This is a genomic window from Alsobacter sp. KACC 23698 (assembly GCF_045348435.1).
In the GTDB taxonomy this organism is placed as follows: Bacteria; Pseudomonadota; Alphaproteobacteria; order Rhizobiales; family Beijerinckiaceae; genus Alsobacter.
Map to the genome: position 1 here is coordinate 3,663,610 of NZ_CP157484.1, position 19,664 is coordinate 3,683,273.

Annotated in this window: 17 protein-coding genes and 1 other RNA gene; 7 read left to right on the top strand and 11 right to left on the bottom strand. The window is 70.6% G+C overall.

What is annotated here, in order from left to right:
* Nucleotides 1-141: 141 nt before the first annotated feature.
* The 4 genes from ABEG18_RS17465 to ABEG18_RS17480 all read right to left on the bottom strand — a co-directional run bounded on the left by ABEG18_RS17465 (nt 142) and on the right by ABEG18_RS17480 (nt 3,990).
* Complete coding sequence (locus ABEG18_RS17465) at nt 142-1,521, bottom strand: cytochrome P450 (protein WP_406854322.1); 1,380 nt, start codon at nt 1,519-1,521, stop codon at nt 142-144.
* A gap of 65 nt (nt 1,522-1,586) precedes the next feature.
* Nucleotides 1,587-1,976: RNase P RNA component class A (rnpB, locus tag ABEG18_RS17470), an RNA gene on the bottom strand.
* Between the two features lie 71 nt (nt 1,977-2,047).
* The gene (locus tag ABEG18_RS17475; protein ID WP_406854323.1) at nt 2,048-2,917 is read right to left on the bottom strand and encodes a lytic transglycosylase domain-containing protein; all 870 of its coding nucleotides are present in this window, start codon (nt 2,915-2,917) and stop codon (nt 2,048-2,050) included.
* 242 nt (nt 2,918-3,159) lie between these two features.
* A complete protein-coding gene (locus tag ABEG18_RS17480; RefSeq protein ID WP_406854324.1) occupies nt 3,160-3,990 on the bottom strand; it encodes a transglycosylase SLT domain-containing protein in 831 nt (276 codons plus the stop codon).
* Nucleotides 3,991-4,389: 399 nt separating this feature from the next.
* On the opposite strand from ABEG18_RS17480, the gene ABEG18_RS17485 reads away from it, so the two are divergent.
* From ABEG18_RS17485 to ABEG18_RS17500, 4 genes are all read left to right on the top strand, one after another.
* Nucleotides 4,390-4,668 (top strand): hypothetical protein, encoded by a 279-nt coding sequence (locus ABEG18_RS17485; protein ID WP_406854325.1) that lies wholly within the window; start codon nt 4,390-4,392, stop codon nt 4,666-4,668.
* Nucleotides 4,669-4,736: 68 nt separating this feature from the next.
* Entirely contained in the window at nt 4,737-5,447 is a 711-nt protein-coding gene (locus ABEG18_RS17490) for a TerB family tellurite resistance protein (RefSeq protein WP_406854326.1), read from the top strand.
* Complete coding sequence (locus tag ABEG18_RS17495; protein WP_406854327.1) at nt 5,447-6,217, top strand: N-acetylmuramoyl-L-alanine amidase; 771 nt, start codon at nt 5,447-5,449, stop codon at nt 6,215-6,217. The genes ABEG18_RS17490 and ABEG18_RS17495 overlap by 1 nt, the downstream gene beginning before the upstream one ends.
* A gap of 117 nt (nt 6,218-6,334) precedes the next feature.
* Nucleotides 6,335-6,775, top strand: a complete 441-nt coding sequence (locus ABEG18_RS17500) for a DUF2852 domain-containing protein (RefSeq protein ID WP_406854328.1) — start codon at nt 6,335-6,337, stop codon at nt 6,773-6,775.
* 66 nt (nt 6,776-6,841) lie between these two features.
* Here ABEG18_RS17500 and metF read toward each other — a convergent pair whose 3' ends face one another.
* The 3 genes from metF to ABEG18_RS17515 form a co-directional block, all read right to left on the bottom strand.
* Nucleotides 6,842-7,780: a methylenetetrahydrofolate reductase [NAD(P)H] gene (gene metF, locus ABEG18_RS17505; protein ID WP_406854329.1), complete on the bottom strand. Its 939-nt coding sequence runs from the start codon at nt 7,778-7,780 to the stop codon at nt 6,842-6,844.
* Complete coding sequence (locus tag ABEG18_RS17510; protein WP_406854330.1) at nt 7,780-8,811, bottom strand: ArsR/SmtB family transcription factor; 1,032 nt, start codon at nt 8,809-8,811, stop codon at nt 7,780-7,782. Before ABEG18_RS17510 ends, metF begins: the two co-directional genes overlap by 1 nt.
* A 93-nt stretch (nt 8,812-8,904) precedes the next feature.
* Nucleotides 8,905-9,612 carry a B3/4 domain-containing protein gene (locus ABEG18_RS17515; protein WP_406854331.1) on the bottom strand — a complete coding sequence of 236 codons (708 nt, stop codon included), beginning with the start codon at nt 9,610-9,612 and terminating at the stop codon, nt 8,905-8,907.
* Between the two features lie 157 nt (nt 9,613-9,769).
* Here ABEG18_RS17515 and ABEG18_RS17520 point away from each other — a divergent pair, with 157 nt between their 5' ends.
* Nucleotides 9,770-11,131 (top strand): peptidoglycan-binding protein, encoded by a 1,362-nt coding sequence (locus tag ABEG18_RS17520; RefSeq protein ID WP_406854332.1) that lies wholly within the window; start codon nt 9,770-9,772, stop codon nt 11,129-11,131.
* A 6-nt stretch (nt 11,132-11,137) separates the two neighbouring features.
* On the opposite strand, the gene ABEG18_RS17525 is transcribed toward ABEG18_RS17520, so the two are convergent.
* Entirely contained in the window at nt 11,138-12,592 is a 1,455-nt protein-coding gene (locus ABEG18_RS17525) for an AMP nucleosidase (RefSeq protein WP_406858635.1), read from the bottom strand.
* A 203-nt stretch (nt 12,593-12,795) separates the two neighbouring features.
* Between ABEG18_RS17525 and ABEG18_RS17530 the strand changes: the two genes are divergently transcribed.
* Nucleotides 12,796-14,877 carry an FIST N-terminal domain-containing protein gene (locus tag ABEG18_RS17530; protein ID WP_406854333.1) on the top strand — a complete coding sequence of 694 codons (2,082 nt, stop codon included), beginning with the start codon at nt 12,796-12,798 and terminating at the stop codon, nt 14,875-14,877.
* A gap of 33 nt (nt 14,878-14,910) precedes the next feature.
* Here ABEG18_RS17530 and ettA read toward each other — a convergent pair whose 3' ends face one another.
* Together ettA and ABEG18_RS17540 are read right to left on the bottom strand one after the other, a co-directional pair.
* Nucleotides 14,911-16,566: an energy-dependent translational throttle protein EttA gene (ettA, locus tag ABEG18_RS17535; RefSeq protein WP_406854334.1), complete on the bottom strand. Its 1,656-nt coding sequence runs from the start codon at nt 16,564-16,566 to the stop codon at nt 14,911-14,913.
* Nucleotides 16,567-16,751: 185 nt separating this feature from the next.
* On the bottom strand, nt 16,752-17,720 hold the full coding sequence (locus ABEG18_RS17540) for a LysR family transcriptional regulator (RefSeq protein ID WP_406854335.1): 969 nt from the start codon (nt 17,718-17,720) through the stop codon (nt 16,752-16,754).
* A 281-nt stretch (nt 17,721-18,001) separates the two neighbouring features.
* On the opposite strand from ABEG18_RS17540, the gene ABEG18_RS17545 reads away from it, so the two are divergent.
* Nucleotides 18,002-18,643, top strand: coding sequence for a hypothetical protein (locus ABEG18_RS17545; RefSeq protein ID WP_406854336.1), 642 nt, complete (start codon nt 18,002-18,004; stop codon nt 18,641-18,643).
* Nucleotides 18,644-18,676: 33 nt separating this feature from the next.
* Here the strand turns inward: ABEG18_RS17545 and ABEG18_RS17550 are convergent, their stop codons facing one another.
* Complete coding sequence (locus ABEG18_RS17550; RefSeq protein WP_406854337.1) at nt 18,677-19,534, bottom strand: alpha/beta hydrolase family esterase; 858 nt, start codon at nt 19,532-19,534, stop codon at nt 18,677-18,679.
* Nucleotides 19,535-19,664 lie beyond the last annotated feature (130 nt).

Sequence of the window (19,664 nt, forward strand, 5' to 3'; positions counted from 1 at the left end):
CGATTCCACCTCCGGCATTACGGTTGCTTAACGTTAACGAACGGTTGAAGACGCGGTTGTGCGGCCCGGGCCGCGCCCTTTGGGAACGCAGAAATCCATGGTGGACCGCAAGCGCGCGAAGGCGTTCCGGGGAAAATAGCCTCAGGCCGGCCGGCGATGGACCCGCAGGGTCAGGCCGCCCTTCGGCCGCACCGTGACGCGCTGCACGGGTCCGGGCGCATCCTCTCCGGGCTGCATCTCGAAGCGGTGGCTGCGCAGCAGCGTGGCGAGCAGGATGACGGCTTCCTGCATGGCGAAGGCCGCCCCGATGCAGATGCGGGGCCCGGCCCCGAACGGCAGGTAGGAGAACCGGGGAATGGCGTCGCGCGCCGGGCCCAGGAAGCGCTCCGGGCGGAATGCGTCCGGCTCGTCCCACAGCCGCCTGTGCCGGTGCACCACCCAGGGCGAGATGAAGACCGTCGCGCCCGCCGGAAGCGCATGGCCGGCCACGACGTCCGGGGCGATGGCCTCCCGGCTCAGCGTCGCGGCCGGCGGGTAGAGGCGCATGCTCTCCTCGATCACGGCCTTGACCAAAGGCAGCCTGTCGGGCGCGGCCGCCGGATCGTCGTCGAGCGGCCCTGCGGCGTCGATCTCCGCCTCGCAGGCGGCCCGGACGCCCGGGTGCGCGCCCAGCAGCAGCAGCGTCCAGGTGAGCGCGTTCGCGGTGGTCTCGTGCCCCGCCGCCATCAGGGTCAGGACGTTGTCTCGGATTTCGCTTTCCGTAAGCCCCTGCCCCGTCTCGGGGTCACGGGCGTCGAGCAGCGCGGCGATCAGGTCGTCGCGGCCCTGCGCGCCGGGCTCGCCCCGCCGCGCCGCCACGAGGTCGTCCACGACCCGGCCGAGCGTCTGGACGGCGCCGCGCCCGAAGGTCCGGCCCAGCCGAGGCAGCCACGCCGGGGCGCCGAGGACGTCCAGGGGATCGACCCGGCCCGCCGTGGCGAGGTAGCGCCGCAGGGCCGCGGTGACGATCTTGGGCTCCGCCCCGAGCCCGCCCCGCAGGATGGTGCGGCTGAGGACGTCCAGCGTGAGCTCCGCCATCGCTTGGTCGACGCGGATCGCCGCGCCGTCCGGATAGGCGTCGAGGGTCGCACGGAACGCCAGGCCTGCCTCCAGCATGGCGCGGGCGTGGAGCGCCGTGCGGCGCGGCGTGAAGAGCGGGGCCAGGGTGCGCCGCTGGCGGCGCCAGTCCGCGCCGTCCGCCGTCAGCATCCCCTCGCCGAAGATCGGTTTGAGGACGCGCAGCTGCAACGGGTCCTTGCGATAATGGGCGGCGTTGTCGATCAGGATATGGCGGATCGCGGCCGGGTCGCTCACCACCGCGGTGGTCCCGAGCAGGCCCCGCATCGGCACGAACAGCTCCTCGTAGTGCCTGCGGGTCAACAGGCTGAGCGGATTGGTGGCGATGCCGAGCAGGAAGGCGGCGGGTCCCGCCGGGCGCTCGCGCGGCGTGGGGATCGGCAGGCGTGGTGCGAACGCCGTCATGCCGGGACAATGGGCCCGGCTCCCCGAGGGCGCAAGGTCCGCGCCGGGGCGGCTTGGGCAAGATGAACGCCAGTCGGCCTGTAAGCCGGGTTCTGTAGGGCCGCGGCGCTTGCGCGACGCGACGTGACGGCCATTCCTCTGGGACGATCGTTACCGACCGCCTCGAGCAACCAACCCGGGCCACAAGGGATTGAGACGTCCCCGCGACGGTTTCCCGCCGCCATGGCCCCTATTCGGTTTTGCTCCCGGCGGGGCTTGCCATGCCGCTTCTGTTGCCAGACGCGCGGTGCGCTCTTACCGCACCCTTTCACCCTGACCCCGGCCGGAGCCGAGGCGGTTTGCTTTCTGTGGCGCTTTCCCTGGGGTCGCCCCCGCCGGACGTTATCCGGCGCCGTGTCTCGATGGAGCCCGGACTTTCCTCCCTCCTTGCGGAGAGCGGCCGTCCAGCCGACTGGCACCGCCGGTATGGCGGAGCGGGCCGGCGCGGTCAAGCGACGCGCCGGCCAGGATCACTGTCCGCGCCGCCTCAGTTGCTGGCCATGATGGCCCGCGCCTTGCCGCAATAGGCGCGGTTGGCGGCGTTGATGCGCTGGGCGTAGTGGCCGCTCTGGTAGCGCATCACCGTCGCGCAGGTGTTGCCGCCCGACATGCGGTAGGCCTGCGCCAGGTACTTCATCCCGTAGGTCAGGTTCGTCTCGGCGTTCTTCAGGCCGGCCGCGCCGCCCGAATAGCCGAGCCCGCGGGCCGTCTGCGGCTTGATCTGCATGAGGCCGACCGCGCCGCCATTGCTGGCGCCGGGATTGTAGCGGCTCTCGATGCGCACCACCGCGTCGGCGAGCGCGAACGGGATGCCGTTGGCCGCCGCATGCTTGGCGATCAGGCCCTTGATCCCGCCCCGCGCTTCGGCGTCGAAACCGAGCGCCTTGCCGTGGCGCGACGCCTTGCCGGGAACGGCGTCATGCTCCTTGCCGCTCGCCCGGGCGGCGGCCTCGACCGCCGCGGAGGCGGTCGGCAGGTCCGTGGCGGAGGCGGAGGCCACCACGATCGGCTTGGCGGACGCGGCCTTGTCGTCGGCGGCCTTCGTGGCCTCCGTGACGGCCCTGGCGTGCGAGGCCTTCTCGGCGGCCCTGGCGGCGCGGGCTTCGCGAGCCCGTTCGGCGCGGGCGAGCCTCGCGGCGGCGCGGCGCTCGGCCTTCGAGGCGCGCGTCTCCCGGCCCTTGTGGACCTGCGTCTTCTCGACCGGCGCCTCGGCCGCGGCGGCTTCCTTCTTGCGCGCCTCCTGCATCAGGACGGCCAACGGGCTGGACGTGTCGTTCAGGCTGGCGGACGCGTGGGTGGCCGAAACGCCCGTGATGGCGCAGGCGGCGAGAATCGCCGCCCCGATCGTGCTCTTCATTCAAGTCGCTCCAATGGGAGAAGAAAACCGGCGAGGCCTGCGGCCTGTCTTGCCGGTGGACGCCGTCATGGCGCCCATGGGGTGGCCGGCGTCCCCGTCCCCTGCAGCGCAAGCGGACCATCCGGGCGCGCGCTTCTGGCGCTCCCGGCGAGGGCGTCGACCGTCACGGACCGTGGACCCCGCGGACGCGCGTTCGCGCCCGGCGATGGGATGCCGACGATCCGGATCTGCGAAAGAGGGGGTTAGTTCGCCGCTGCGACCGTGGTCTTGACCTTGGCGCAATAGGCACGGGCGGCGCCCGTCATGGAGGTGGCCCGGTGTCCGGCCTGATACTTCAGGATGGTCCGGCAGGTGTCGCCGCCAGAAAGGCGGTACGCTTGTGCGAGGTAAAGCATTCCGTACTGAAGATTGGTGTCCGCGTTGAGGAGGCCGCCCGCCGCGCCGGAATAGCCGAGCGAGCGGGCCGTGCTGAGGCTGATCTGGGTGAGGCCGAGATTGACGCCGTTGCGCGCCGCCGCGTTGTAGCGGCTTTCGACGCGCACGACGGCGTCGGCGAGAGCGGGCGGGATGCCGTTGCGCGCGGCGTGCTGGGCGATGAGCGCCCGCACAGAACCGGCCGGGATCGCGCCGGCGTCGGTGGCGTCGGCCACGGCCTGCGCGGCGGCCGGGACGGCCTCCGCCTTGGCGAGCGCGACGACGGCGGGCTTGGCGGAGGATGTCTCGGCGGCGGCGGAGCGGGCGGCGGCGGCGCGCGTCTCGCCATTGGCGATGATGCCGGCCTTCAGGCGGCGGGCGCGCAGCTCGGACTGGTCCGTCTTGGCCCCGGACGGGGCGGCGCCGAACAGGGCGGCGAGGGATGGGGCCACAGGAGAGGCGTCGGCGGACGGCTTGGCGGGAACAACCGCGTCCTTGGAGCGTTCTTGGTCGGCGCCGCGCTTTGCGGCCGCATCGGTGGATTCCTGGCTGGCCGTCGCGCGCTTCGCAGCCCGGCTCTCGGCCAGGGCGGGAGACATCGTGACGGCGATCATCGCCAAGCTCGCGCCGAACGCCGGCAGCTTCGCGCTGGCAATCATGGTGGATCCTTTCGCCAAAAAACCATCCACTAGCTCCCTAGAAGGACGCTGCGCAGGGTAAGCCAGAATGAGGCCAAGATGTGGCTCTTGGCAACCCCGACGTTACGTCAGGGGTTTTCACCTATTCAGCGCAACCTAAGGCACAAGTTGTTTGATCTACCGAATTCACGCGCTTTGCTTGGCGTGAATCGACATCTACTTACCCCCTAAACAATCGCAAGAATTGACGCCCCCGCTCCCGGGCCGGCCGTTTCGCGCCCGCCGGAGCGCCGGGACTGCGCCGGGAACCGCCTCCGGTTGAGCCCGAAGGTAAGTACCCGTTGTTGCCGAGCTGGAGCGGAGCTATAAAGAGGCGCTCGCCGAGGCGGGCCGCTCCGTGTCAGTTCCGAGGACATCGTCATGAAGAAGTGGATAGCGATCAGCGCCGTGGCGCTCACGCTCGCCGGCTGCGGCAGCACGCAGGGCGACCGGGCGCTCGTCGGTGGAGCCATGGGCGCCACGGCCGGCGCCGTGATCGGCGGGCTGGCGACCGGGCGGGCCGGCGGCGCCGTCGCGGGCGGCATCATCGGCGCCGCGGGCGGCGCCATGGTGGGCGCGGCGACTGCGCCCCCGCCCGAGGTGCGGTGCTACTACAGCCGCTATTACGGACGTGAGATCTGCCGCGAGGTGCGCTACTGAGCGCACGTCCGGCGACGACTTGACGAACGCCGGCGCAAGCCGGCGTTTTGTCGTGAGGAGATGCGAAGATGTGGGGCAAGCTTGGCGGCGCGGGCCTCGGCTTCGCCATCGGCGGGCCGATCGGGGCGCTCATCGGCGCCCTGGCGGGGCATGTGGTGGTGGATTCCGAGCACGGCCTGTTCGGCGGCGACGCCGAGATCGTGTTCACCACGGGCCTGATCGCGCTCTCCGCCAAGATGGCCAAGGCCGACGGGGTCGTCACGAATGACGAGATCGCGGCCTTCCGACAGGTCGTGTCGGTCCCGGACGCCGAAGTCGCCCACGTCACCCGCCTGTTCGACCTCGCCAAGCAGACCTCAGCCGGCTTCGAAGCCTATGCGGGCCAGGTGGCGGAGCATTTCCGCGGCAAGCCCGAGCTCCTGGAAGACGTGCTGGACGGCCTCTTCCACATCGCCAAGGCCGACCGGGCGATCCATGAGGCGGAGCGCCGCTATCTGGCCGAGGTGGCGCGCATCTTCGGCTTTGACGCGCGCGACTACGCCCGCATTGAGGCCCGCCACGTCCGCGTGCCGACGGACCCTTACGTGATCCTGGGCGCCGAGCGCGGCTGGTCGGACGAGGAGCTGCAGGCCTGGCGCCGCAAGCTGGTGGCCGAGAACCATCCCGATCGCCAGATCGCGCTCGGCCTTCCGGCCGAGGCCGTCGGCATCGCCACCCAGCGCCTCGCCGCCATCAACGAGGCGTGGGACGCCATCCGGCTCGAGCGCGGACTGCGCTGATGGCCCTGCTCGTCCCCGATAGCCCCCTCGCCCAGAAGGTCGTTCCCTCACCGAACTCCGGCGAGCGCCGCGACGGGCGGCGCCCGGACATGCTGCTGCTGCACTACACCGGCATGCGCGACGCCGCCTCCGCCCTGCAGCGGCTCGCCGATCCGCTGGCGGAGGTGTCCTGCCACTATGTGGCGCTGGAGGATGGCCGCATTCTGCAGATGGTCCCCGAGGCGGCCCGGGCCTGGCACGCGGGCGTCTCCTCATGGGCGGGCGAGACCGACCTGAACTCCGCCTCCATCGGCGTGGAGCTCGTCAATCCCGGCCATGACGGGGGCTATCCGGACTTCCCGGACGCCCAGATCGAGGCGGTCACGGCCCTGGGGCTCGACATCGTCGCGCGCTGGCGCATGCCGGCCGACCGCGTGCTGGCCCATTCGGACGTCGCGCCCGGCCGCAAGCTCGATCCGGGCGAGAAGTTTCCCTGGGAGCGGCTCCACCGCGCCGGCCTGGGCCATTGGACGAAGCCCGCTCCCCTGGGCGACGGCCGCTCCTTCGGGCCCGGCGAGGAAGGCCAGCCCATCCAGGCCCTGCAGGCCATGTTCGGGATGTATGGCTACGGGCTGGAGGTGACGGGCGTCTACGACGCCCGGACCGAGGCGGTGGTCGCCGCCTTCCAGCGCCATTTCCGCCAGGACCTGGTCGACGGGGTGGCCGACGCCTCCACCATCACGACATTGCGGGACCTAATCCGCTCTCGCCCGGCCCCGCCCTCCGCCTGAACGCGGGGCCAATGGTGCGGCTTTCTTCGCGCCTTGCGAGCGCCTCAATCGATCACCATCTGCGGCGCTCGTCCGGATCCGTTCCCCCGGACCATCTCGCCCGCGAGGAGGCCCAACGTGAATCCCATTCCTGACCAGACCAATGGCGGCTTCGGCTGGCGCTGGAAGCCCGTCGATATCGTCGTGCTCGTCATCGCCTTCGCGATCTACTGGCCGCTGGGCTTCGGCGTGCTCGCCTGGAAGCTGTGGAACGACCGCCAGCCGGTCCCGCAGGACCTCGGCCAGGCGCTGCAGACCGGCTTCGAGCGCCTCCAGCGCGGCTTCGAGAGCCTGTTCGGCTCGTTCTCGGCCGCAGGCCTGGCGGGCGGCGCGCCCGCTCCCACCGGCAACGCCGCCTTCGACGCCCATGTCCGCGAGGAGTGGGCCCGCATGGAGGCGGATCGCCAGAAGCTGGCCGACGAGATCGCCGCGTTTCGCGCCTTCCTGGCGGCCGAGCGCTCCGGCGATCGCGACGTCTACGAGCGCTTCCGCCAGAACCGCGGCCCCGGCTCGTTCTGACGAACGGCCTGGTCGAAGCATGAAAAAAGGCGCGGAGGTCCACCCTCCGCGCCTTTCGTTCGTCGCCTATTGGGCCGCCATCGGCAGCGGCTCGTCGCCGGCGTGGTCCGCCTCGGCCTGGGGCCGCATGCCGAGGAGGTGGCAGATGGCGTAGACGAGGTCGGCGCGGTTCATCGTGTAGAAGTGGAAGTCCCGCACCCCTCGGTCGAGAAGATCGATGACCTGTTCGGCCGCCACCGCGGCGGCGATCAGCCGGCGGGTCGCGGGATCGTCGTCGAGCCCCTCGAAGCGGTCCGCGAGCCAGGCCGGCACGCTCGCCCCACAGCGCGCCGCAAAGCCGGCGGTCTGGCGGAAATTCTGCACCGGCACGATGCCGGGCACGATCGGGATGTCGATCCCGCGCGACCGGACCTTGTCCAGGAAGCGGAAATAGACGTCGTTGTCGAAGAAGAACTGCGTGATGGCGCGCGTCGCGCCCGCGTCGACCTTGGCCTGCAGCACGTCGAGGTCGTGCTGCAGGGACGGGCTCTCCGGGTGACGCTCGGGATAGGCGGAGACGAACACCTCGAAATCGCCAGCCTCGCGCACCCCGCGCACGAGTTCGGCCGTGCTCTGGTAGCCCTCCGGATGGGCCGCGTAATGCGCGCCCACGCCGCCCGGCGGGTCGCCCCGCAGCGCCACGATGTGCCGCACGCCGGCGGCCGCGTAGTCGCGCACGACCGCGTCGACCTCGGCCCGGCTCGCGCCCACGCAGGTCAGATGCGCCGCCGGCAGCAGCGCGGTCTCGCGAACCAGGCGGGTGACGGTCGACTGCGTCCGCTCCCGCGTCGTGCCGCCCGCCCCATAGGTGACGGAGACGAAGTCGGGCCCGAGCGGGGCGAGCCGGTGGATCGAGTCCCACAAGGCGGCCTCGGCGTCGTCGGTCTTCGGCGGGAAGAACTCGAACGACACCCGGATGGGACGCTTGCCGCAGCGGCGGCTGACGCGGACGGGAGCGCGCGACATCAGGCGACCTCCTGGCTGGAGCGTGACGGCATGTCGGTGACGACGCGGCGGTCGCGCCCCACCCAGAGCGACACCGTGAGGCGGTCGGACGCGTCGCCCGGCCCGGCGAGAGCGCGATGCGACACGGCGTCGAGCCCGGCTTCGTCGAGCCACGCCTCGATCTGGTCGCGCGCGAAGCCGAGCCGCCGGTGGGCGTGCGCCTCACGCAGGAACTCCAGCCCATGCGGGGCGAAGTCGACCACGATGATGCGGCCGCCGGGCGCCAGCAGCGCCGCCGCCTCGCGCAGCGCCCGGGCGGGATCCTCCAGGAAGTGCAGCACCTGGTGGACCACGATGAGGTCGAAGGCGTCGCGCTCCACCGGCGGGGCGTAGATGTCGCCCTGCCGCAGGACCGCGCCGCGCACGCCCGCGCGCTCCAGATTGGCGCGGGCCACCGCCAGCATGGCGTGGTTGCTGTCGACGCCCACGACCCGCTGCGCCCGGGGCGCCAGAAGGGTCAGCATCCGGCCCGTGCCGGTGCCCAGGTCCAGCAGCGCCCGGATCGGGCGCGGCCCGACCGCGTCCAGCACCGCCGTCTCGACCTGGTCGTCCGAGACGTGCAGCGAGCGGATCCTGTCCCACTCGACGGCGTGCCGGTTGAAATAGGCCTGCGCGGCGTCCGAGCGCGCCGCCCGCACGGCGGCGAGACGCGCCTTGTCGGCCGCCGCCACCGGATCCGCGGGGTCGAGCCGGGCCGCGAGCAGCCGCGCCAGGGCGCCGGCGGGCGTACGCTCCGCGATGCGGAAGAACGCCCACGCGCCCTCCCGGTGGCGTTCGATCAGGCCGGCTTCGGCCATCAGCTTGAGATGGCGCGAGATGCGCGGCTGCGACTGTGCCAGGATGTCGGTGAGGTCCGAGACGTTGAGCTCGCCTTCCGCCAACAGGGCCAGCACCCGCAGGCGGGTGTCTTCTCCGGCCGCCCGCAGCGACCCCACGAGATCCTGCAGGCTGACGAGCGGGTCCTGGGGCGGAGGCAAGAACGCTTTTGACATAAAGATATGTTTATATCGGCATCACGGTCCTGGCAAGCCTCGACGTCGCCCGGACGTAAAGCCGCGTCGCATCGGGAGCAGGATCCCGCCGGACTAGAGCTCCACCGTGGGGTGCGCCGCGTCCGCCACGGCGATCCGGCAGGTTGCGCCGCAGATGCGTCCCAGCCAGGCCGCCAGATCCTCGGCGGCGGCCCTCGCCGCTCCCTCGCCGTTCGATTGCAGCGTCACGATCGCCCGTTGGGTGTCGGGCGTGATGATGCTGCGCGCGTCCTGGCGCCAGTTCCAGCGCCGGCAGAGCACGTGGCGGGCGTCGGCGTAGACGACCTCGCCCGGTTTGGGCGGATCGTTCGGGTCCTCCCCGGGCTCGGTCGCCATGTCCATGAAGGTGTCGCCCGGGCGGGAGAACCGGAACGCCAGCGGCGGCGCGATCCTGTCCAGGTCGTCGGCGCCCACGCACAGCACATGCGCGAGCGACACGGCGTTGTAGGCGTCCACGAAGCCGTTGATCCGCGGCAGTTCGCGCCCCGCCAGCACGTTCTTCACGAGCCGCTCGACCGAGCAGCGATAGCTCGTCTTTTTGATCCCGAAGGCCCGGTAGGCGGACCGCCAGGCGGCGACGCCCGGGATGGCGGACAGCTCCGTCCCGCCCCACCGCGCGCGGCAGGCCTCCTCGCGCTCGGCGATCTCGGCCGCGAGCGCAGGGGGACGCTCGGCTGGGATCGACAGGCCCTCTGCGACGACAACTGCGGTGGAAAAACGCGGAAAGTCGCGCGTCAACTCTTCAATGGTCAGAGAGGTCATTCGTCCGTTCACGTGAGTTCTGTGGGGCCGCAACCAAGCATTGTACGTTGCCCCGATTTATGATGGAATTGGGGGTCGGCATTGTTGCTTTTAGGCGCTCACGTCGAGCGCCGAAACGGTTTTCAGCATTGATTTCGTGAGGTCCGCCATGAATGGAATGGACATCCTTCTCGTCGCAGAGCGCCTGATCGGCGACGACCACATCCCCGGCTCGCATGTGAACTACCGATCGCCGGTCCCGGCGAACCGGTGGACCTCGGCCGACCTGGCGAGCTGGAGCGCGTACCAGGCCTATGGCCTCGTCTTCGGCTGCGACCCCTCCGGCGCTCCGGGCACGGCCAGTCCGGGCGCCTGGCGGCACGACGCCCAGGATCGCGGCGTCATGGTCGGCGTCGACGAGGCGATCCGCACGCCCGGGGCGATCCTGCTCCGGTTCAGTCCCGAGGGGCCGCCCGAGTTCGGACACGTGGCCATCTCGCGCGGCGACGGGCGCACCATCGAGGCGGCGGGGCAGCGTCGCGGCGTGATCCTCGGCGACGCCATGGGGCGGCGCCGCTGGGACGCCGGCGTGCTGCTGCCCACCGTGGCCTACGCCAGCCGCGACGCGACGCGCCAGCATGGCGCCGTCCTGCGCGTCGAGCCCTTCCCGCAGCCCTCCCCGGATGTGCGCGAGATCCAGCTCGCCCTGATGGCCGCCGGTTTCGACCCCGGGCCGATCGACGGCCTGTTCGGCCGGCGCACCGAGGCCACCGTGGCGGCCTTCCAGGCCAGCAAGGGCCTCATCGTCGACGGGGAGGCCGGCCCCGAGACGCGAGCCGCGCTGGCGGCGGGGCGCGACGAGGAGGCGGCGGGCGCGGGGGCGGCTTCTCCGGCGGAAAGCGCCTCGGAGCGGCCGCAGAGCCCGTCGGCCCCGGCAAGGACCACCGATTTCCAGGAGCTCCGCGCGGAGTACCGGGCCCTCTTCTCGTCCCTGGTCCCTGCTCCCGGCCGTCACGCCGCCATCCAGGAGGCGACCGACAGGGTGCTGCGATCGCGCGAGCCGGCCGAGCGGGTCGGCGCGCAGCTCGGCGGGGCGCCGTGGCACGCCGTGGCCCTTGTGGCCGAGCTGCAGAACGGGTCGCACCTCGACCTGCATCTCCACAATGGCGATCCCCTGACGGGACGGACCGTCACCGCCCCTCGCGGCCGCCCGCTGGCGGGCCAGCCTCCCTTCACGTGGGAGGAATCCGCCGTCGACGCCCTCAAGCTGCTGGGCTTCGCCGCCCCGGCGCCCGACTGGTCGCTCTCGCGCATCCTGCACCGCCTGGAGGCGCTGGGCGGCTTCGGATCCCGCCAGCACGGCGTCTTCGCGCCGCATCTGTGGTGCGGATGCCAGCACTACGTCTCCGGCGCCTATGGGCCCGACGGCTGGGACCCGGGCGCGGTCTCGGACAGGATCGGGGCCGCCGTCATCCTGGACGCCCTGGTGCGGCGGGGAGAGGTCCCGCCCTTCAGTCCCGAGGCCCGCCGGCTGCTCTGACGCGGCTCACCGGAAGGGCGGCTCGTCGAAGCTGCGCAGCTTGCGCGAATGCAGCTGCTCGCGCTGGCTCTTGAGCATGTCGAGCGCCGCGATTCCGATATTGAGGTGCTCTCCGATGGCGCGCTCATAGAAGGCGTTGGCGGCGCCCGGCAGCTTGATCTCCCCGTGCAGCGGCTTGTCGGAGACGCACAGCAGCGTCCCGTACGGCACCCTCAGCCGAAAGCCCTGCGCGGCGATCGTGCCGCTCTCCATGTCGACCGCGATGGCCCGCGACAGGTTGATGCGCCGTCGCTCCTGCGTCCAGCGCAACTCCCAGTTCCGGTCGTCGTTGGTCACGACCGTGCCGGTCCGCAGGCGCCGCTTCAGCGCCTCGCCGCGATCCCCGGTCACCTGGGCGGCGGCCTCCTGCAGGGCGACCTGCACCTCCGCGAGCGCCGGGATCGGCACGTCCGTCGGCACCAGCGCGTCGAGGATGCGGTCCTGGCGCAGATAGCCGTGCGCAAGCACGTAGTCGCCGATCACCTGGCTCTGCCGCAGCCCGCCGCAATGGCCCACCATCAGCCAGGCGTGAGGCCGCAGCACCGCCAGGTGGTCCGTGATGTTCTTGGCGTTGGACGGGCCCACCCCGATATTGACCAGCGTCACCCCCATGCCGCCGGGCGCGGTGAGGTGGTAGGCCGGCATCTGGAACCGGTGCCAGGGCGCGTCCGCCACCAGGGCGTCGACCTCCGCCGACGGCATGCCGGGCCGGATCACGCCGCCGCCGGGCAGCGCCAGCGCGTCATGCGGCCCCGCGCCCTGCGCCAGCTTCTCCACGCCCCAGCGGACGAACTGATCCACATAGCGGTGATAATTGGTGAGCAGGATCCAGGGCTGGATCGAGCGCCAGTCCGACCCCGTGTAATGCACAAGCCGCCGCAGCGAGTAGTCGACCCGCACCGCGTCGAACAACGACAGCGGCCGGGGCTCCCCCTCGCGGATGACGAAGTCACCGTCGGCGATCTCGTCGCCCACCGCCGACAGCAGCGGGGTCGGGAAGAAGCGCGCCAGCTCGGCCGCCGTCACGCCTCCGCGCCCCAGCTCGTCGCCGCGCTCGAACACATACGGGTAGGGGATCTCCTGGTCGCCCGGGCCGACCGAGATCACGGCCCCGAACTCGTTCACCAGGGGCCGAAGCTGCTCCAGCAGATAGGTCCTGAACGCCTTCGGCTGGGTGATCGTCGTCGTGTAGACGCCGGGCGCCGGAAACTTGGCGAAGGCCCGACGGTTGGTCGCCGGCACGCCGTCCGGTTCATAGACCAGCGACAGGGCCGGATAGCGGAACGCGCGCCGCTCCTCGGCGCTGGGCGGCGTCCCGTGGGCCAGATACCGCTCCAACGCCCCGCGAAGGGCCGCCGTCGCGGCGTCATAGAGCCGCTCGAGCGCATCCACTGCGTCTTCGGCGGAGGCCACGATGCGCATGGCGGGCTGGTCGTGATGCAGGTCGTCGCCGGAAACGGACACGATGATCCTCGCTTGCGTTTCCTCAGCCAGATAGCCCGGGCGGCGGGGGGAAGTCAAAGCGGGCTGGGCCCATCACAGGCCGCGGGCTGTGATTTAACAATTATCAATCAAATCTTCAGGTTCTGGCGCCACCTTGTGCAACCGACACAACCGGATGCGCCATGCTCGCCCGCCTCTTCCAGCACTTCTCGCCACAGGTCCCGCCCGCCCCGCCGGCGGCGCTCGTCCAGCCGGACGCAGCGCGCGAGGAGCCCCGGCCGGCCCCCATCCACATCGCCACCCACGTCCTCAGGATCCGGGAGCTTGCGACGCTCAGGCCTGACGCGTTCTTCATGAACGGCGAACCGGCCGCGCTGGCGCTGGCCTTCGTCACCCCGCATGGCGACTTCGCGGCCGCGATGGACGCCCTGCGCCGTCTCGCGCCCGCCACGACCACGCTGCTGGGCGTCTCGACGGCGGGCGAGCTGTGCAGCTCGCCCGACGCCTCGCTCTATCTCCCGGCCGACGCGCCGTGGGACACCGTCGTCCTTCAGACCTTCTCCCGGGCGATGATCGCCGACGTGTCCATCGCGGTCGTCGACCTCCACTGCGGCGACATCCGCGCGGGCGCGGTCAGGCACACCGAGGCGGAGCGCGTCGCGCTGATCCGCCGCGAGGTGGAGCAGATTACGCCCCGCTTCACCATCAACATGCAGGACACGCTGGCCCTGACCCTGGTCGACGGCTTGTCGGCCAGCGAAAGCTTCCTGATGGAGGCGATCTACCAGAGCGGCCGCTTCCCCTGCCTGTTCGCCGGCGGGTCGGCCGGCGGCGCCTTCGATTTCAAGAACACCTGGCTCTATGACGGCCGCCGCGCCGTGCAGAACGTCGCCATCCTGGCCTTTCTGAAAGTGGCGCCGCAATACCGCTTCGGCGTGCTGAAGACGCACAATTTCCGGCGCACCAACACCAGCTTCCTGGTGCTGGAGTCCGACCTGCCCAAGCGCACCGTGTCCTTCGTCGCCGGAGAGGATCACCTGGAGCCGGCGTCGATCATCGACGCGCTCTGCAAGGTGCTGAAATGCTCGCGGACGGAGCTCGCGGCCAAGATGCGCAAGCGCACGCTCGGCATCGAGCTCGACGGCGAAATGTATGTGCGCTCCATCGCCAATATCGACCTGGAGAAGGGCGCGATCGCCTTCTTCTGCGACATCGGGCGAGGCGATCGGCTGTGGCTGCTGGAGGGCGAGGACATCGCCGACTCCACGGCCTTGGCCTATGCGGAGTTCATGCGCGACAAGCCGCGGCCGGTCGGCGCCATCCTGTCGGACTGCATCTGCCGGCGGCTGAACAACGGGCCGGACCTGGCGCGCATCCGCCTCTTCGACGGCGTTCCGACGGCGGGGTTCTCCACCTTCGGCGAGCTGCTGGGCATCAACATCAACGAGACCCTGTGCGCCGTCATGTTCTTCCACGTCCCGGCCGGAACGCCGTTCCGCGACCGCTACGTGGACGACCTGCCGGTGCACTACGCCCGCTTCTCCAGCTATTTCCTGCACCGCCGGGTCGCTCACGCCGACTATCTCGGCCAGGCGCGCCGCCGGCTCATCGACATGCTCAAGCATGAGCTGGAGGCCGGCGCGCGGCTGGTGGAGCAGATCAACCTCGTCAGCCAGAAGGTCGGAGACCTCTCCAACGACATCGCCAGCGTGGAGGCCAAGCTCACCGACACCACCTCGGCGCTGGGGGTCTACGAAAGGTCGCGCGCGCAGCTCGACGCCGAGCTCGGCAAGCTCACCGAGGTGGGCCGGGGCATCGAGACGGTGCTCAACGTCATCAAGGGCATCGCCGACCAGACGGCGCTGCTCTCGCTCAACGCCACGATCGAGGCGGCGCGGGCGGGCGACGCCGGACGCGGCTTCGCGGTCGTCGCCAACGAGATCCGCAAGCTCTCCACCGACACCAAGATCGCGCTGGAGAAGGCCGCCCACGGCATGGAGCGCTCCGGCGGCGAAGCCATCTCGCTCATCCAGTCGGCGGTGGACGCCGTCGGGCGCCAGGTGCACGACACGTCGCAGACCGTTCGCGTCGCCCGCGGCTCCAGCCAGCGGCTGGAGCTGGAGCTGCGCGGCGTGCTGGAGGTGGCGCGCACCCGCTTCGACGAGCTGCGCGCGGAGCTGGGCAGCTTCAGCGACTACAACGACCAGGTCACGCGACTGTCGCGCGTCGCCTCCCGTCTGGCCGAGTTGGACCGCGCGGCCTGAGCGACGCGATCCCGGACGAAGCGCTCCCGCGCCTTAGCGCGAGAACTTCTTGTACTTGATCCGGTGCGGGATCGTGCTGTCGATGCCGAGGCGGCGCTTCTTGTCCTCCTCGTAGTCCTGGAAGTTGCCCTCGAACCACTCCACATGGCTCTCGCCCTCGAAGGCCAGGATGTGGGTGGCGATGCGGTCGAGGAAGAAGCGATCGTGGCTGATCACCACGGCGCATCCGGCGAAATCCTCCAGCGCCTCCTCCAGCGCCCGCAGCGTGTCGACGTCGAGGTCGTTGGTCGGCTCGTCGAGCAGCAGCAGGTTGGCGCCGCTCTTCAGCATCTTGGCCAGATGCACGCGGTTGCGCTCGCCGCCCGACAGCATGCCGACCTTCTTCTGCTGGTCGCCGCCCTTGAAGTTGAACGCCGCGCAATAGGCGCGGGAGTTGAACTCCCGCTTGCCCAGATAGATCACGTCATTGCCGCCCGAGACCTCCTCCCAGACGGTCTTCTTGTCGTCCAGCGCGTCGCGCGACTGGTCGACATAGCCGAGCTTGACGCTCTCGCCGATCGTGATGGAGCCCGCGTCGGGCTTCTCCTGGCCGGTGATCATGCGAAACAGCGTGGTCTTGCCCGCGCCGTTCGGCCCGATGATGCCGACGATGCCGCCGGGCGGCAGCTTGAAGGTCAGGCCGTCGATGAGCAGGCGGTCGCCATAGCCCTTGGACAGGTCCTGGAAGTCGATGACGTTGTTGCCCAGCCGCTCGGCCACCGGGATGATGATCTGCGCGGTCGTCGGCGCCCTGTCCGACTGCTTGGCGACGAGGTCCTCGTAGCGCTGGATGCGGGCCTTGGACTTGGTCTGCCGCGCCTTCGGCGAGGCCTGGATCCACTCGCTCTCGCGCTCCAGAGCGCGCTGGCGCGCTTCGTCCTCGCGGCCCTCCTGCTGCAGGCGCTTCTGCTTCTGCTTCAGCCAGGACGAGTAGTTGCCCTCGTACGGGATGCCGCGGCCGCGATCGAGCTCCAGGATCCAGCCGGTGACGTTGTCCAGGAAGTAGCGGTCATGGGTGACGATCAGGATCGCGCCCGGATACTCGCGCAGATGGCCTTCCAGCCAGGCGATGGACTCCGCGTCGAGATGGTTGGTCGGCTCGTCGAGCAGCAGCAGCTCGGGCTGCGACAGCAGGAGCTGGCACAGCGCCACGCGGCGGCGCTCGCCGCCGGAGAGCTTGGAGACGTCCGCGTCGTCGGGCGGGCAGCGCAGGGCGTCCATGGCCTGGTCGACCTTGGAATCGAGATCCCACAGGCCCTTGGCCTCGATCTCGTCCTGCAGGGCCATCATCTCGTCCGCGGTCTCGTCCGAGTAGTTCATGGCGAGCTCGTTGTAGCGGTCGAGCACGGCCTTCTGGGGCGCGACGCCGTCCATGACGTTCTCGCGCACCGATTTGGCCGGATCGAGCTGCGGCTCCTGGGCGAGGTAGCCGACGCGCGCGCCCTCCTGCACCCAGCCGTCGCCCACGAACTCCTTGTCGATGCCCGCCATGATGCGCAGGAGCGTCGACTTTCCGGACCCGTTGACGCCCAGAACGCCGATCTTGGCGGTGGGGTAGAACGACAGGTGGACGTTATCGAGGACCTTCTTCCCGCCCGGATAGGTCTTGGAGAGGCCCTGCATGTGATAGACGTACTGATAGGAGGCCATGGCCGCCCTTCCGTTCTGCGCCGAGTGGGACTGGATTGCGGCCTATCTAGCAATCGCGGCTTCCCCCGGCAAGGGACGCAACCGCAACGGCTCCGCCCGGAAGGCGCCCCGTCCGGCCCGGCAGGCCGCCGGCTCTGGATCGAAACCGGCGCGCCGGGCGCGCCGCAGCCGCGCGGCCCCGCGGTTCACGCCGCGTCCGGCTTCAGCCCGGCTTCGGAATGCTGCAGCGATCCTGGCCAGCGGGCGCGCATCGCCTCGCGCACGAAGGCGCCCACGGCGGGGGAATGCGGGCGTCCGCGCACCGTGACCAGGTTAACCTCGCGCCAGAACTCCGGGTCGATCAGCGGCCTCGCCACGACGCCCGGATGGGTGACGCCGGATTCCGGCAAGAAGCCGAAGCCCAGGCCGGCAGCCACCATGGCGAGCACCCAGTCGTCCCGCTCGCTCCTGTAGACGAGGCTGCAGGTCGCGCCGTGCTCCCGCCAGATCGGGCCGGCGACGCCCGTGAACTCGCAATTGACCCGGTTGACGTAGCGCTCCCCGTCAAGGTCCCGCGCGCGCACCATGTTCTGCCCGGCCAGCCGATGCTGCGGAGCCACCGCGATCATCATCTGTTCGCGAAACAGCGGGATCCGGTGAAGTCGCTCGTCGCCATCGCGGTTCGGCCGGCAATAGATCGCCACCTCCAGGTCGCCCTGCACCAGCCGTTCCTCGAGCTGGGGAGCGGCGGCGTCCACGATGTGCAGCTCGACGCCGGGGTGACGGGCCTGGACGGCCCTCAGCAAGTCCACCAGCTGGTCGGGCGCGATCGTGCACATGATGCCGATGCGCAGCGTCGTCCGCTTCAGCTTGGTGAAGTCCAGCGCCTCGCGCTTGGCCTGCTGGGCGCGTTCGTAGACCTCCTCCAGATGCGGCCGCACCATGCGGCCGAGTTCCGACAGGTGCGTGTTGGCCCGCTCGCGATGAAAGAGCGGCCCGCCGAGCTCTTCCTCCAGAAGCTTCACGGCGCGCGTGAGGGAGGGCTGGGCCACATGGCAGCGCTCCGCAGCCCGCGTGAAGTTCAACTCTTCGCAGACCGCGAGGAAGTAGCGGATCTGGTGCATCTCCACAGAGGCCCCCTCTCGAAGCGGCAGGCGGACGAATGATCGGATCATGGCTCCTGCGGCGGACCGCCGTCGACCGGAAAGCCTTCTCCGGCAGGGCCTTGGCGGTCACAAGGGAGCGATCCGCAGTTGATCCGATCCCGGATCGATCCGTTTTCGCCTCGTCGCCGGTTCGACGAGCAACCCACCGTCCCGGACACGATGGCTCGCCCGCGCCATAGCTGGAGGCTTTGGTCTCCATGGCCGCTCGGCATTGGCGGCGGCCGCCGTCCGATGGTCTCCTCTGGCATGTCGGCGCATTCGCTCGCGCCCGGCGCATTGGAGGACGTCCCATGACCATGGACACAACCCTGCGGCACGGCCCCGCCTCGGTCATTCCCGACCGTCGCACCCTCGCCTGGCTTTTCGTCGGCGGGTTCCTGGGCCTCATGGCCTGGGAGGTCTGGGCCCGGTTGATCACGGCCTGGGTCCTGGGCGGCCCCCTCGAACCCGCCGAACTGGTCATCTCGCTGGTCCGGACCTGGACCGGGTACGAGCTGGGACGTTTGCCGGCCGAGGCCGCCCACTACGCGATCGGGATCTTCGGCTATCCCATCCTCTATTACGTCGTGTCCCGATTCCTGAGGAACTGGGCCGTGACGCTCGACATCGGCGTCTGGGCGATCTTCACGGCGTATTCGGCGATGCTGGCCTTCACGGGACAACTCACAGCAGGCGTCGCCCTGTTCTGGGTCGTGGTCAGCGCGGTGACGGCCACGCGCCTCATCAATCCCAACGGCCTCGTGGCGGACTGCCTGAGCTGGGGCTCGTTCACCTGGTTCAACGCCCTGGGCGTCATGGCCCCGCTGGCCGGGCTGCCGTTCCTGCTCGTCGCCTGGGGCGGCGGCCTGTCCTTCATGAGCTATGTGGGCCACGTCGTCTTCGGCTTCGTGGCGGCCCTGGTGTTCGAGCTCAAGGCGGGCCGGCGCGCCTGACGAGGACCGCATCGCGGTCCCGTCCCGCTCGCCTCAGCGCGCCGCGGAGCCCTTGGCCCGTGCAGGAAGGCCCTCCATCCAATGAAACGCGTCCACGATCCAGCCCGCCTCGATCTCGTGCTCGCCGGAATGCAGGCACAGGTTCAGCTCCCGGCCGCTGGCGCACCGGTCGGCGGACCACGTCCGGCACGCGAGGCGCCCCTCGGTCGTCGTGCGATCCGGCTCGGCGGCGCAGCCATCGATCCGCCGCCAGGCCGCGACGCCCTTCAGGACGTCGCCCTGGCGCCGGTCGCCGCCCCTCAGGCTGCGCCCGGACATCGGCACCGTCTGGTCGGCCGTCCCGTGCACGTGCCGCAGGGAGACGGGCCCGCCGGGGCAGGTCTCGGGCTCAGGCGCCCAGAAGGCGCCCGCCACGGGAGCGAAAGCCGTGAAGGGCTGCGGGGCCAGGCAGGCGAGGTACCACACCATGGACCCGCCGACCGAGAAGCCGGAGGCCAGCACGCGGCCGTGGTCGACCGGCCAGCGTCGCTCGACGTCGCGCATCGCGTCGGCCACGAAGGCGAAGTCGTCGCGGCCCTCGAAGGTCTTGGACGGGAACGACCACGAGCGCGCGGCGCCGTTCTCGACCCGCCCCTGCGGCGCCACCAGGAGGGCGCCCAGGTCGCCGACCGCCCTCTCCAGATCGCGGTCCTCCATCACGCTTTGGGCCGAACCCGCATAGCCGTGGAAGAAGACGACGACCGGCATGGGGGAGCGCCCATCCCAGCCCGGGGGCGTGCGTGCGAGATACTCGCCCGTCGCGGTCTGGCAGGGGGTCTGGGCGTCGCATGCGCCGGCGGCCCCGGGCGTCAGCGCGCCGGCCAGCAGGACGGCGCAGATCAGAAGGCGCATGGCTCATCTCCGACCAAGCCGCGGCAGAGTAGCATCGACGCGAGCGTCGCCGAAAGCTTGGCGCAGTTCACGCGAAAGTGTCGTCGCTTCACGGCGATGTGGGTGGCCGACGCAGGTTCGCGGCGCTCCC

Coding starts and splice junctions, on each gene's coding strand:
- ABEG18_RS17465 (WP_406854322.1), bottom strand. CDS start 1,521: ATGACGGCGTTCGCACCACGCCTGCCGATCCCCACGCCGCGCGAGCGC.
- ABEG18_RS17475 (WP_406854323.1), bottom strand. CDS start 2,917: ATGAAGAGCACGATCGGGGCGGCGATTCTCGCCGCCTGCGCCATCACG.
- ABEG18_RS17480 (WP_406854324.1), bottom strand. CDS start 3,990: ATGATTGCCAGCGCGAAGCTGCCGGCGTTCGGCGCGAGCTTGGCGATG.
- ABEG18_RS17485 (WP_406854325.1), top strand. CDS start 4,390: ATGAAGAAGTGGATAGCGATCAGCGCCGTGGCGCTCACGCTCGCCGGC.
- ABEG18_RS17490 (WP_406854326.1), top strand. CDS start 4,737: ATGTGGGGCAAGCTTGGCGGCGCGGGCCTCGGCTTCGCCATCGGCGGG.
- ABEG18_RS17495 (WP_406854327.1), top strand. CDS start 5,447: ATGGCCCTGCTCGTCCCCGATAGCCCCCTCGCCCAGAAGGTCGTTCCC.
- metF (WP_406854329.1), bottom strand. CDS start 7,780: ATGTCGCGCGCTCCCGTCCGCGTCAGCCGCCGCTGCGGCAAGCGTCCC.
- ABEG18_RS17510 (WP_406854330.1), bottom strand. CDS start 8,811: ATGTCAAAAGCGTTCTTGCCTCCGCCCCAGGACCCGCTCGTCAGCCTG.
- ABEG18_RS17515 (WP_406854331.1), bottom strand. CDS start 9,612: ATGACCTCTCTGACCATTGAAGAGTTGACGCGCGACTTTCCGCGTTTT.
- ABEG18_RS17520 (WP_406854332.1), top strand. CDS start 9,770: ATGGACATCCTTCTCGTCGCAGAGCGCCTGATCGGCGACGACCACATC.
- ABEG18_RS17525 (WP_406858635.1), bottom strand. CDS start 12,592: ATGCGCATCGTGGCCTCCGCCGAAGACGCAGTGGATGCGCTCGAGCGG.
- ABEG18_RS17530 (WP_406854333.1), top strand. CDS start 12,796: ATGCTCGCCCGCCTCTTCCAGCACTTCTCGCCACAGGTCCCGCCCGCC.
- ettA (WP_406854334.1), bottom strand. CDS start 16,566: ATGGCCTCCTATCAGTACGTCTATCACATGCAGGGCCTCTCCAAGACC.
- ABEG18_RS17540 (WP_406854335.1), bottom strand. CDS start 17,720: ATGATCCGATCATTCGTCCGCCTGCCGCTTCGAGAGGGGGCCTCTGTG.
- ABEG18_RS17545 (WP_406854336.1), top strand. CDS start 18,002: ATGACCATGGACACAACCCTGCGGCACGGCCCCGCCTCGGTCATTCCC.
- ABEG18_RS17550 (WP_406854337.1), bottom strand. CDS start 19,534: ATGCGCCTTCTGATCTGCGCCGTCCTGCTGGCCGGCGCGCTGACGCCC.